Source organism: Rhodopirellula halodulae, from assembly GCF_020966775.1.
Lineage (GTDB): Bacteria > Planctomycetota > Planctomycetia > Pirellulales > Pirellulaceae > Rhodopirellula > Rhodopirellula halodulae.
Genome location: NZ_JAJKFV010000009.1, coordinates 145,936 through 158,538, shown reverse-complemented (window position 1 = coordinate 158,538; position 12,603 = coordinate 145,936). Strand labels below are relative to the sequence as shown.

At 56.9% G+C, this 12,603-nt stretch carries 10 protein-coding genes; 3 read left to right on the top strand and 7 right to left on the bottom strand.

Features of this window, described 5'->3' with window-relative positions; all coding sequences use genetic code 11:
* The first annotated feature begins 236 nt into the window (after positions 1-236).
* The gene (locus LOC70_RS06915) at positions 237-1,748 is read left to right on the top strand and encodes a BBP7 family outer membrane beta-barrel protein (RefSeq protein ID WP_230252770.1); all 1,512 of its coding nucleotides are present in this window, start codon (positions 237-239) and stop codon (positions 1,746-1,748) included.
* A gap of 262 nt (positions 1,749-2,010) precedes the next feature.
* On the opposite strand, the gene LOC70_RS06910 is transcribed toward LOC70_RS06915, so the two are convergent.
* Positions 2,011-2,763, bottom strand: coding sequence for a ribonuclease E inhibitor RraB (locus LOC70_RS06910; RefSeq protein ID WP_230252768.1), 753 nt, complete (start codon positions 2,761-2,763; stop codon positions 2,011-2,013).
* Positions 2,764-3,027: 264 nt separating this feature from the next.
* Here LOC70_RS06910 and LOC70_RS06905 point away from each other — a divergent pair, with 264 nt between their 5' ends.
* Positions 3,028-4,269, top strand: a complete 1,242-nt coding sequence (locus LOC70_RS06905; RefSeq protein ID WP_230252767.1) for a sensor histidine kinase — start codon at positions 3,028-3,030, stop codon at positions 4,267-4,269.
* Positions 4,270-4,351: 82 nt separating this feature from the next.
* Here the strand turns inward: LOC70_RS06905 and LOC70_RS06900 are convergent, their stop codons facing one another.
* The 5 genes from LOC70_RS06900 to LOC70_RS06880 form a co-directional block, all read right to left on the bottom strand.
* Complete coding sequence (locus LOC70_RS06900) at positions 4,352-4,558, bottom strand: hypothetical protein (RefSeq protein ID WP_230252766.1); 207 nt, start codon at positions 4,556-4,558, stop codon at positions 4,352-4,354.
* Positions 4,536-5,315: a hypothetical protein gene (locus LOC70_RS06895; protein ID WP_306796764.1), complete on the bottom strand. Its 780-nt coding sequence runs from the start codon at positions 5,313-5,315 to the stop codon at positions 4,536-4,538. Before LOC70_RS06895 ends, LOC70_RS06900 begins: the two co-directional genes overlap by 23 nt.
* 302 nt (positions 5,316-5,617) lie before the next feature.
* Positions 5,618-6,835, bottom strand: a complete 1,218-nt coding sequence (locus LOC70_RS06890) for a glycosyltransferase (RefSeq protein WP_230252764.1) — start codon at positions 6,833-6,835, stop codon at positions 5,618-5,620.
* A gap of 162 nt (positions 6,836-6,997) precedes the next feature.
* Complete coding sequence (gene ppdK, locus LOC70_RS06885; RefSeq protein WP_230252763.1) at positions 6,998-9,661, bottom strand: pyruvate, phosphate dikinase; 2,664 nt, start codon at positions 9,659-9,661, stop codon at positions 6,998-7,000.
* Between the two features lie 210 nt (positions 9,662-9,871).
* Positions 9,872-10,339 (bottom strand): hypothetical protein, encoded by a 468-nt coding sequence (locus LOC70_RS06880; protein WP_230252762.1) that lies wholly within the window; start codon positions 10,337-10,339, stop codon positions 9,872-9,874.
* Between the two features lie 185 nt (positions 10,340-10,524).
* Between LOC70_RS06880 and LOC70_RS06875 the strand changes: the two genes are divergently transcribed.
* A complete protein-coding gene (locus LOC70_RS06875; RefSeq protein ID WP_230252761.1) occupies positions 10,525-11,790 on the top strand; it encodes a CCA tRNA nucleotidyltransferase in 1,266 nt (421 codons plus the stop codon).
* 398 nt (positions 11,791-12,188) lie between these two features.
* Here LOC70_RS06875 and LOC70_RS06870 read toward each other — a convergent pair whose 3' ends face one another.
* Positions 12,189-12,599, bottom strand: a complete 411-nt coding sequence (locus LOC70_RS06870; protein WP_230252759.1) for a VOC family protein — start codon at positions 12,597-12,599, stop codon at positions 12,189-12,191.
* Positions 12,600-12,603 lie beyond the last annotated feature (4 nt).

Here is a 12,603-nt window from a genome sequence, read left to right as displayed (position 1 = left end):
CAAAGAATTACCATTTTTACGCACTGGGGGGCGCGCAGAGCGACCTCCAATCGCCGTGAAACATCATTTTATCTGCCTTCGAGGAGAGATAGAGAACTTGTGCCGCCCCTTTGGTTCAAAACAGGCAATCTGCGTCGGGTGTTCCTAGGTTAGGGTTGGTTCTGAATGGTCCGCTGAATTCGGTCGAAACAGTTAACCAGATAAATCCCGTGTTCCCGGACTACACGAGAGTACCAATGGAAACGAAAAAATCGACGAAATGGAAGTTGCTCGCGTTGGCAGCCATGCTAACCACCGGAACGGCCTCGGCGGCCGACCAGGGCAACTCGCAAATCAGCCAGTACTACACCGGTGCCGCTCCTCTGAACGCTGAAGCCGGCGAGATCGTTTATGACGATGTCGACTACTCCAGCGAACAAGAGAACTTGGCATCGTCGATGTACGACGACGCTCAAGCACTTCAGCCGGTCGCCTTCGTCGGCGATCATCAAGTTGGCAGCGGCGTGCCCACCCCAGCTCCCATCATGGACGATTCCTACGTCGTCACCGAGGGAGCGGGTTGCAGCACCGGCGATTGTGGCAGCAGCTACGAAATGGCCAGCAGCTGCGGTTCCGCATGCGGTGGAAGCTGTGGCAAATGCCGCAAGCGTCCCGTTCGCGGCATGATGAAGAAGCACGACATGTGGGTCACAGCCGAAGCATTGTTGTGGTTCACCCAAGCCCGCTCGACTCCCGCCTTGATTACTCAAAACACCGCTGGAGCCGATCCTGAATTGGACGTGCCCGGCACAAGCGTTTTGTTCGGTGGCGACGAAGCCATCGGTGGCGACATGACCGCTGGTTTCCGTATCGATATCGGTCGCGATCTCAGCGACGACTTCGGCGTGGGCGGCCGTTTCTGGTGGCTCAGCGAAAGCAGCGAAGACGCCAGCTCCGGCGGAATCGTCAACGGCAATGCTCAGTCCATCGGTCGACCATTCTTCGACACCAACATTGGTTCGGACAATAGCATCCTGATCGCCAGCACCGGCGTTGCGGGCAACGATGACTTCGAAGGTTCGTACACCGCTGAAAGCTCGTTGGATATCTACGCGGCCGAAGCTTACGCCCGCATGAAGATGCTCAGTGGCTCGGGCTTCCGTTCGGACTTGATCGGTGGTTTCTCGCACTTCGGGATCGACGACACGTTGACCGTGCGTAGCACCAGCATCCAAACCACGAATGCACTCGGCGGCAACATCGGCGATCGCACCGACATCTTCGACCAAATTGAAACGGAAAACCGTTTCTACGGTGGTCAGATCGGTTTCGACACCTCGATCACCCGTGGCAAATGGACCCTGAAGTCATTGACGAAGGTCCACTTGGGCAACATGGAACAAATCTATCGTGGCATCGGTTCGCGAACCTTCGACGATGGTGGCGGAGCCGTGACTTCGACCGACGGTGGTGTGCTCGCTTTGGGCAACACGTACAACACGACCGACTTGGACGAAGACAAGTTCACCTTCGCACCCGAAGCCAACATCAAACTGGCTTACCAGTTCCGTCCCAACGTTTCGATGTCCGTCGGCTACAGCTTCATCTACTGGGATGACGTCTTGTTGTCGGGCGACAACATCAACAACGTCTACAACGGCGACGGCATCACGTTCCCAGCCGCACCATTGGTGCAACCAGTGTCCGAGCGGAAGGACAGCTCGCTGTACACCCACGGCATCGACCTGGGCTGTGTCATCGACTTCTGAGCTGGACTCGGCAGGAGCAAACGTTCCTGATAGGCGGTAGGTTCTGCCGGGTGGACTCCGGTTTGATAGCTGTCCGGGGTTCCGAGTCGGAGACTGCTCGGCGAAAGCGACATGAAACGTGCGAGGTGAAAGCCTCGCACGTTTTTTTGTGCGCTGTTCGATACTCACTTCGGAGTCAAAACTGACTGGGAAATGAAAGACACCTAAAGGCTACGGCGCGTGTCACCAATCGATTGAATCGACCAACTCACGCGTCCATCCATCAATCCAGCGACACGTCGACGAAGTCCTCTTCCGACAGAAACTGGATGCCTTCCAGTTCGGCGTCGTGCTTGGTTGCGATAGCCATGATCTGTTTGTGAGCCGCGACCAAGCGTTCCTCGTCGTTGCTGCCATCCATGAAAACAAAGACGCCGAACCGGCCATCTTCGTCGGGATCCTCATCCGCCTGACTGTTGCCAAACCCGCCTTCGACCAACGCGTCCGCGAAAGTTTGCATTTGAGGCAGTGTGTCTCCCATCAGCAGAAACGCCCACGGCAATTCTTCACCGGGATTCAACCCGCTATCGCTGAAGTGACGCATCCGCCACACCGCGTCGTCGAGGCTCATCCAATCGAACAACTCGTCGTCTTCGATCGAGTCGAACACCTCCACACCTTCGTACTCGACGCCGGTCCGTTCAGCGATGGTCTGCATCCGATCGGCGATTTTCTTGACCTCACTCGGCACCAACGCGCCGGTCTTCACGACGCTCAACATCGGCCGTCCCTGGGACAATCGCCCCTTTTCATCAATCTCCTCGACGGACTCCTGCAGCTCGCATTTGTGTTCCTCCAGCGTCTCAGCGATGGACTTGAGCTGTTGCAAACTGTCACCCCGAAGCGTGAAAGTCCAGTCCATCGGAAACGACAGATCAACCTCCAGGTCTTCGACCAAGTGGGTGAAAAGAGCGTCAATATCGAAAGCCAAGTCTGGTTCCGATGACCGATGAGGTTGCTTGGGTGATGCGTTCATATTGCCAGCCTACCAAAATCAATCTGTCGCACTAGAACGGCTCGGTGCGAAGCGTTTTTGTTCGCGTCCATTCAATGATGCGACGGATTCACGACAGAAACCGGCCGCAACAACGGCGCCAGCTGTTGCGGTTCCTAACCTGGAGGCCATGCGTTTGGCCGCAACGTCCATCGCTTTCATTTGCGCGAAATCGCAACAAATTCACATCTGAAAGCCGCTTTCGCGAGCCCCCATCGCCAATCCCTATATGCTACATTTGCAACCATGACAACGGACATTGAAAAACAACTCACAGAGACCAACCTTCGGTTTCGCATTGCAACGCGAACCGCGAAGCTCGGCTACTGGGTGTTTGATCTCAAAACGTCCCATGTCGAAGTCTCAGAGGAATTGCTTCATCAGCTTGGCCTGGCACCGGACTTCACGTGGACTCTGCAGAGCTGGAAAGAACGCCTTCACCCGGACGATTACGACCGCGCGATGGCTCAGTTGGCGACGGTGACCGACGGTTCTCCAAACGACTATTTCAATGTTTATCGTTTGCGGCACGCCAATGGCGGTTATCGCTGGATCGAATCGATCGGAGATTTCATCTATGACGACGATGGCAAGCTCGTCCGAATGATCGGGACGCATCAAGACATCACCCGCCGCATCGAAATCGAACAAGCGTTGGACGCGGCGCTCGAAAACAGCATTCAAACCAACGAAGCTTTGCAGCGAAGCAATCAAGAGTTGGAACAGTTTGCCTACGTCGCTTCGCACGATTTGCGTTCGCCACTTCGAGGCCTGCAGAACCTGGCGTCGTGGATCAAGGAAGACATGGACGATGCCGGACAAGAGGTCCCGGAATCGGTGAACGAACACCTGTCCACGATGGGCAAGCAGATCGAACGCATGCAAGCTCTCCTGGACGGGCTGCTCGCATACGCTCGGATCGACCAAAGCTACACCTCCACGGAACCCGTTGATTTGAACCAGATTGCCGAAGAAGCAATCGCCTTCGTCGAAGCACCACCCAACTTCCATGTTCATCTGGCGTCGGACCTACCAACCATCATTGGCAACTTCTCGCCGGTGATGCGAGTCGTCGTGAACCTGATCGACAACGCAATCAAACACCATCCTGGTGAGAAAGGCGAAGTCGTGATTCGCGGTGGCATGTCCGACGACGGGATGGCAGAACTCATCGTGGAAGATGACGGTGCCGGCATCCCGAAAGAACACCGCGAACGCGTTTTCCGGATGTTTGAAACCCTCGGCAAGAACGCTCAGTCGGGCAAAGGCGGCATGGGACTCGCCATGGTTCGCAAACTGGTGCTGTCTTGTGGCGGAACCATCGAGTTCGGCCAGTCAGAACTAGGCGGAGCCGCCGCCATCACCCGCTGGCCCACCAACCAGTCGCGACCGAAGCAGGCCAAATCACCGGAGCTAACGCACCGATTGTTGGAAGTCATCACGGGATCAACGGACCCGGACGAAGTCGACCAATTCGCGTCCAAGTAGACTCGAAGCTCAGCGAGTTCTCCTTTCGCGCAAAAGAAAACCCAAGCCGGTTTGACTTGGGTTCGCGAATTTCGATTTTGAATCAGCCGACGAAGGGGCTGTTGCTGGTCAGCATCACGGTGGGGCGTGCCGTGTTGGTTTTGTAGTAATCGGGCCCCCAGCGATTCAGTTCCATGAACATCGCGATGACCGCGATCAGCATGAACAACATCGCCAACAGCAACATCACGGTGTAAACACTCGGTGGTTGCTTTCCGGTAGGTGCATCATTCGATGGAAGTGTCGACACGATCGCCCTCCTCTACCACGCCTTCGCTGTAGTCTCGCATGATTTCCGCCACCGCACGATCAGGCTCGGTTTCGCGAACCTTCAAACGGGTCACGTAACGTCCACCTCGCGTCACTTCGAGGAAGTGACCGTTGCGGATGCCATCGTCGTAGCCGATGGAAACTTCCACCAATTTGCGAGGACGATTGACGACCAACACCGTGCCGTTGCGTTCCGGTGGTGCTCCGTCGAGTGGATCGTTCATGTTCAAACCAGCCGCGTCGACGACTTCTTTGTATCGCGTGACCTGTGCCATCAACTGGTCGTTGCGGTCTTGCTGGGTTTGAACGATGCCGCGAAGGCTGTTCATTTGGTCGGTCAGTTCCAACGTGCGAGCGAACAAGGAGTCACGGTCTTGTTGCTCGGTTCGAATCAACTCACGCAAGCGAGTGTTGTCGTTGGTGATTTGCTCCAGCTCTTCCGCGCGGGCTCGGTCCACCTGAGCGAGCTCGGTGCCTCTGGCCTGCAGTTGCTGAACGGTCGATTCACTTTCACGAAGCTGCGATTCCAACTGATCCAATTGGGTTTGCAACGCGGCCAGTGCCGTCCGACGAGCGGCTTGTTCACGATCCAAGGCCGCTTGGGTGCGGGCTCTTGAATCGCGAAGTTGTTCGTTGGTTCGTGCGATGGTTTCGATCTGGGCCTTCAAACCCGTAGGTCCGAGCACGACGTCACGCCAGTTGCGATGAGACGCGTTAACGGCGAGCGCCAGTACCATGAACACCCCGCTGAGCAGCAGGATGATGACCGAAAAGGATTTCCCGAGTAGGGTCATGGGTGGTCGGTTCCGGATGGAGAAAAGGGGTCGGGAATTTCATCCCAGAGTATAGTTACGACAAAAAATGAGTGTCAACAAAATTGCGTCATTCACGGGGCATATGACGATTCCGGCGTTTTTTGGCCGAAAGTGTAACGATTGTGACGATCCACACGGCACATCTCACGGCGTCACCCCCCGCCCCAGAGCGAGCACGGGTTCGACCGCCTTCGATATGCCAAAGCGACGATGATCGTGACGTCTCAAGACGACGCCGGCGGCAACGATCCCGCCAACAACAACTGTTCACTGATACGTGCGACGGCGTCCGACAGATCGTGGTGCTGACGAACCCACCGGTCAGCCCGCCCGCGGCGCACTTCCCGCTCACCGGGACTCAACACAAATTCGCGAATGGCGCGAGCCAGCGAATCCGGGGCCCGCGGGTCAGCCCAGAAACAAGTGGGTTCGGATTCCGACGATTGCAGTTCCACCGTGCCGCCCGCACGCGTCGCGATGACGGGGACTCCCAACGCGAAAGCCTCCAAGACGACATTGGGCATGCCTTCGAAATGCGATGCCAAGATCATTCCATCCGACGCGGCGAGTTCGCCCGACGCCGGCTGGATCACGCCGGCGAATTCGACGTGGTGCAGGATGCCTTGCGGACCGGCTCGCAAAACGATGTCTCGCCATTGTCGCTGCAAGTCCTCTCGCAACGGTCCGTCGCCGATCAAGCGAATCTGCATCGGCGGCTGATCCTCCGGCCAATCCGACATCAATCGCTCGATGGCCTGCAACAACGTCGCGTGACCTTTTTCCTCGGTCATCCGCCCCACGACAGCCAACCGCAGTCCGTCCGCATCGTCGGTCGGTGCCGAACCCCGCTTCGCAGCCCCCCGGACCGCCTCGACATCCACCGGGTTGCGAATGGTTTGGATCGAGGATGCTGGCAACCCATAAAAATCAATCGCTGACTGCCGCGCGGCGTCACTCACCGCAATCACGCGAAAGCTTCGGCGATAGGCCGCTGCGAGATGCCGGCGTTTCAAAGCCACGAAACGCTTTTCCACCATCGGCAACGCAACGTGCGGCGGGCTGACGATGGTAGAAACCCGAGGCCGAGCTCTGCCGGATGCCTTTTCCGCAGCCGGGTGCCCGGCGACCAAGGTCATGTGGAACGTTCGATCGTAGATCACATCGGCATCGAGCGACTTCGTTAACTCGCCGAACCACTGGGCTTGCCGTCGCAACATGCCGCCGGGCAAACGATCCCAGATGCTTGGCGGGAACGAGCCGGGCGGATGATGCACCTGGACGTCGCTCGGGATCTCTCGCAGCAGATCTCCTTCGGCCTGGGTCAGGTAAAGGTGGACCTCAAACTTTTCGCGATCCAGGTGTTTGGCCAGCAACGCCGTTTGCCACTCACTGCCACCGCCACGCATGGAGCTGGCCATCAAAAGAACTCGGCAGCGGGACATCAGATCTCAATCAGTGTGAAAACCGTCATTGTAGTGATCGGGTTGCGACCGGGGCTTCACTCGGCCGCGATCATCAACCCACAAAACAAAAAACGGTCGCGGGCGAGGAATCCCTCACCCGCGACCGTTATGTATTTCATCGCGGTGAAATCAACGCTTGACTCAAGCGGACTTCAAAGCGGCTTGAGCAGCAGCCAAGCGAGCGATTGGCACGCGGAATGGGCTGCATGATACGTAGTCCAAACCAACCTGGTCGCAGAAAGCGATCGAGGCAGGGTCGCCACCGTGCTCACCACAGATACCAACCTTCAGCTTGTTCTTCACGCTGCGGCCTTTGGTGACGCCCATGTCGACCAATTGTCCCACACCGGTGGTGTCGAGCGATTGGAAGGGGTCGACGGGAACGATCTTGTTCTCGATGTAGTCCGGCAGGAATCCGCCGACGTCATCGCGAGAGTAACCGAACGTCATTTGCGTCAAGTCGTTCGTGCCGAAGCTGAAGAAGTCCGCGTACTCGGCGACTTCGTTTGCGGTCAAACAAGCACGTGGGATCTCAATCATGGTACCGATCAAGATGTTCAACTTGCCGTCGAACTTCTTCGCGGTCTTGGTCGCTTCGATCGTTGCTTCGACCTTCTCGCGAAGGATTTGAAGCTCAACAGCTGTACCAACCAATGGGATCATGATCTCAGGCTGTGCGTCGATCTTTTTCTTGGCACAGTTGATCGCGGCTTCCACGATGGCTTGAACTTGCATTTCCAGGATTTCTGGATAGGTAACGCTCAAGCGGCAACCGCGGTGACCCAGCATTGGGTTGGACTCGTGCAGAGCCGACGCACGCTTCTTGATCTCGGCTGGTTTGACTCCCAACTCTTCCGCCATTTGCTTTTGCGACGAGGTGTCGTGTGGCAAGAATTCGTGAAGTGGTGGATCCAGCAAACGCACGGTGACGGGGCATCCCTTCATCGCTTTGAAGATGCCTTCGAAGTCTTTGCGTTGGAATGGCAGCAACTTCTTCAGAGCCGCCCGACGTGCATCTTCTTCTTCGGCCAAGATCATTGCACGCATGTGGATGATGCGATCGGCTTCGAAGAACATGTGCTCGGTACGGCACAATCCGATGCCTTCGGCACCGAAGTCACGGGCACGCTTGCTGTCGGCAGGCGAATCCGCGTTGGTGCGGATGGCCAAACGACGGTACTGGTCGGCCCACTTCATCAATTTCGCGAAATCGCCCGACAGCTTTGGCTCTTGAGTTTCGACTTCACCGGCCATCACTTCGCCGGTCGTGCCGTCCAAGCTGATGGTGTCTTTGGCGGTGAACTTGCGACCGGCAACGGTGATCGTCTTCGACCGTTCGTTGATTTCGATCTCGCCGGCACCTGCCACGCAGCACTTGCCCCAACCACGAGCCACCACAGCGGCGTGGCTGGTCGCACCACCGGTGCTGGTCAAGATACCAACAGCGGCCGACATGCCTTCGACGTCTTCGGGGCTGGTTTCGCGACGAACGAGGATCACGTTTTCACCGGCTTCGAAACGCTCGCGAGCTTCGGTGGCGGTGAAGGCCAACTTACCAACAGCGGCACCTGGCGATGCGTTCAATCCGCGGCACAGCACGTCCGCAGCGTTTCGAGCGGTTGGCTTGAAAGATGGCAACAAGCAGTGGGTCAAGTCCGAAGCGGGGACGCGAAGCACAGCTTCTTTTTCGGTGATCAAACCTTCTTTGACCATGTCGCAAGCGATCTTCACGGCTGCGATGCCGTTTCGCTTACCAGTCCGAGTTTGCAGCATGAACAACTTGCCACGCTCAATCGTGAACTCGATGTCCTGCATGTCGGTGTAGTGGTCTTCCAGCTTCTTCTTGATTTCCATCAACTCTTTGTGAGCTGCTTTGTCCCACTTGGACATCTGCGCCACAGGTTGTGGCGTGCGGATACCGGCCACCACGTCTTCGCCCTGAGCGTTGATCAGGAACTCGCCGTAGAATTTGTTTTGTCCGGTGTTGGGGTCGCGGGTAAAACCAACGCCCGTTCCGGAATCGTCGCCCATATTGCCATAGACCATGGCTTGGACGTTGACGGCGGTACCGATCAGGTTGTTGATCTCGGTGTTGCCCTTGGCGGCTTCGATGCGGCGATAGCTGATCGCACGGTCGGCGTTCCACGATCCGAACACAGCTTCAATTGCCAATTGCAATTGCTTGATCGGGTCTTGAGGGAAGTCTTCGCCGGTTCCCTTTTTGTAGACATCTTTGTAAGCGTCACACAATTCGCGAAGACCTTCGGCGGGCACTTCGGTGTCTTCGGTGACCTTGTACTTTTTCTTGACTTTGTCAAAAGCAGCTTCGAACTGCTCGTGGTGCAGTCCCATGACCACGTCGCCGTACATGTTGATCAGGCGGCGGTAAGCGTCGTATGCGAAACGCTCGTTCTTGGTTGCCTTGGCCAAACCTTCGGTGGCTTCGTCGTTCAGGCCCAAGTTCAAAATGGTGTTCATCATCCCGGGCATTGAGACGGCGGCACCGGAGCGAACGCTGACGAGCAATGGGTTTTCGTTGTCGCCGAACGTCTTGCCCAATTCTTTTTCCAAGATCGCAACAGCTTCTTGGACTTCATCCATCAAGCCCTTGGGCAACTTCTTGCCGGCTTTGTAGTAACCGTCGCAGACTTCGGTGCTGATCGTGAACCCGGGAGGGACAGGCAATCCGATGGAAGTCATTTCGGCCAGGTTCAGGCCTTTGCCGCCCAGGATGGCTTTGCTTCCGCCTTTTCCTTCGGTCTTCGTTTTACCGAAGTAGTAAACCATCTTGTCTTTTTTTGCCATCGTCGCTGTCAATCCCTGTGTGGGGTTCGGAAATCAAAAGAACGTTTGGCCGCAAAGCGTATTTGGCACATAGAGATCGGTCAATCAGTCAAGACCTCTTCCACCTGCAAAAACACTCGTTTTTTGCACTCTTTCCGGCCCATCACCAACCGCCGAAGCGTTGTCGTTTGGATGATGGAACATACCTCACAAATTGATGTCAGAGCGGACTCAATCGTGGCGACGCAGATGCCCGGCACTGGTTTGGAACATTCGTCGCCGCCGCGACGCGGTCTCGGCCGAGCGATCACGAGCCAATTGCTGGTTCAGGTCGTCGAAATTCGCCCGGCAGACGCGGCATCCAATTTCCGTCAAATGGAACAGGACGTAATCCGCCATGTCCGGGTCCAACTGGTTCGAAACGTACGCCTGCAAGACGGATCGGTCCGGACAGGACAGTTGCTGACGTCGCCAAATCGCACCGATCGTATGCAATCCAGCCACGTCTTCGCCGCGCAACCGAACCAGCCGCTGCCGCAACGTTTCGTCTTCCCGTAGTGCCTGCTCGATCAGCGAGGAACGTGCCGGTTCCAATTGCTCATCCAGAAACGCCAACAATTCGGCGTCGGGATAGAAAGGATCGGATGGGGCAGACTCAGCGGACAACGGATTTTCTCGCGAACGAACAAATGAGCTCAACGACCAAACGGGGCCAACGCCCCAACGAGGCCAACGACGATCAGAAGGCGGCCTTGATCCAGCCTTCCATGCGTTATGTTAGCGACTTTTCGCCGTTTTCGAGACGCCGCCGGCGCGTCCGTACGTGCCTCGGCAATCTCCACGCCAGTTTTCGCTCGTTACTACTTTCGAATCACAAACGTTTGATGCCAGACTTCCCGCTCGAGATTCTTGACTCCCCCGAAGCTGCGGAAGCGGTCCGGATCATCCAAGAACTGAACCGCGCCGGATTTGTCGCCGTGCTGGCTGGCGGGTGCGTGCGAGACGCCTTGCTGGGGCGTAAACCCAAAGACTTCGACGTCGCCACCGATGCCACGCCCGAATCCGTTCGCGAAGTGTTTGGCAAACGCAACACGTTGGCCTTCGGAGAATCTTTTGGCGTGATCGGGGTGTTGCCGCCAAGGAGCCAACGCGATCCAGCATCGGAATCGGCCGCCACCAAGTTGCTGCCGACGGAGGTCGCGACCTTCCGCGCCGATGGGACTTATTCGGACGGCCGACGGCCCGATCACATCACCTACGGCGACGCCGAGGCGGATGCGTTGCGTCGCGATTTCACGATCAACGGCATGTTCTATGATCTGTCGAAACGCGAAGTCGTGGACTACGTGGGCGGAACGGAGGATCTCAAAAAACAACAACTGCGGACGATCGGCAAAGCCGCGACTCGTTTTGACGAAGACAAACTGCGAATGTTGCGAGCGGTCCGATTCGCCACCACGCTGGGTTTCGCAATCGAACGCAAAACATTCGTGGCGATCGAAAAGTACGCCGACGAAATCTCGGTTGTCAGCGGGGAACGGATTGGGGCCGAAATGCGTCGCGTGATGATGGCACCCAACAGCGACTTTGGACTGGAGACCTTGGTCGATACCGGATTGTCCTCGCACATCTGGCCTCAATTGCAAACGATGAATTGGACGGAATACGCGCGCGCCGTCCAGCAAACCAAGCACCGCAGTTTCGAAGTCGCGATGGCAATCGCGTTGTTCCATTTGACGGACGACTCCGTTCATTGTCTGCGGTTGCTGTTCAATGATTGGAAATTGTCGGTCGCGGAACGCCGTGCCATCGAAGCCGCCCTGACCCACGCGCAAATGATCACGGAGTGCGACAGTCTGCCGTGGTCGCGGTTGCAACCGATCTTGATCGACGATGACGCAGAGACCATTGTCGCGACCGCTCGGGCTTTGGCACCAAAATCACGCGGCGTTGTGCGAGCGGCCAAGGCTCTGTCGGGTGATCCGGATGTGCTGAACCCGGCGCCGTTGGTCACCGGAGCGGATCTGATCGCGAGCGGCCTGCGACCGGGGCCCGAGTTCAAAGCCATCCTGCAATCCATCCGCGACGATCAACTCGACGGAAAACTGACGGATCGCGAAGACGCACTGCAGCGTCTGCCATCGGGTTGAAGTATCCAAGTCCCACATGGTTTTATTGCAACCCCAACGTAGTCCAGGTCCACCTGGCGAGCGCACCTTCTCGTTGGTTTCCCCAACCCAAACCAACCAAACAGCCGACCGGCGTTCCCCGCGGTTTTCACGCGACAACCGGAGCTAACGCTCTTCGGCTAGGAAGTCCAACGAAATTGAAAGCTGCTTGGCGATGTCAAGAGCTCCGCGGCCTTGCGTCTTCGCGGCTTTGCGTTGCAACCATGTTAGTTCTTGCGAAAAGACATCGCATCGGTGCGTTCGTATTAGCCGACCGGCGTTCCCCGCGGTTCCCACGCAACAACCTGAGCTAAGGCTCTTCGGCTAGGAAGTGCATTCGCAAATTGCGACTTTGGCAACAAAAACAAATCGCAAAGAGGTCACTCGACGGTGACTTTCCATTTCACGCCGAAACGGTCTTGGACCATTCCGTAACGTCGTGTGAAAAACGTTTCCTCCAGCGGCATCAACACCTCGCCGCCGCTAGCCAACCCTGCGAATTTTTGTTCCGCGTCTTGGACCGACGTCGCTCGAATCGCGAATGCAAAGCCGTCGAAATGCGACCCTTGGTCAGGATCATCGCATCCGACGTCGCTGGCCATCAGATCCGTGCCATCGATCCGAAACGTGGCGTGAAAGATTTTCTCTTCACAGCCCGCGGGGATCATCGACGGGTTCGGGCATTCACGAAATCGCATCAGCATCACAACCTCGGCATCGAGCACCGCTCGATAGTGCTGCACGGCCTCTTCCGTGCGGCCGCCGAAATTCAGGGTCGTGACAACGCTCATGCGG

Coding starts and splice junctions, on each gene's coding strand:
- ppdK (WP_230252763.1), bottom strand. CDS start 9,661: ATGGCAAAAAAAGACAAGATGGTTTACTACTTCGGTAAAACGAAGACC.
- LOC70_RS06905 (WP_230252767.1), top strand. CDS start 3,028: ATGACAACGGACATTGAAAAACAACTCACAGAGACCAACCTTCGGTTT.
- LOC70_RS06875 (WP_230252761.1), top strand. CDS start 10,525: ATGCCAGACTTCCCGCTCGAGATTCTTGACTCCCCCGAAGCTGCGGAA.
- LOC70_RS06910 (WP_230252768.1), bottom strand. CDS start 2,763: ATGAACGCATCACCCAAGCAACCTCATCGGTCATCGGAACCAGACTTG.
- LOC70_RS06870 (WP_230252759.1), bottom strand. CDS start 12,599: ATGAGCGTTGTCACGACCCTGAATTTCGGCGGCCGCACGGAAGAGGCC.
- LOC70_RS06895 (WP_306796764.1), bottom strand. CDS start 5,315: ATGGTACTGGCGCTCGCCGTTAACGCGTCTCATCGCAACTGGCGTGAC.
- LOC70_RS06890 (WP_230252764.1), bottom strand. CDS start 6,835: ATGTCCCGCTGCCGAGTTCTTTTGATGGCCAGCTCCATGCGTGGCGGT.
- LOC70_RS06915 (WP_230252770.1), top strand. CDS start 237: ATGGAAACGAAAAAATCGACGAAATGGAAGTTGCTCGCGTTGGCAGCC.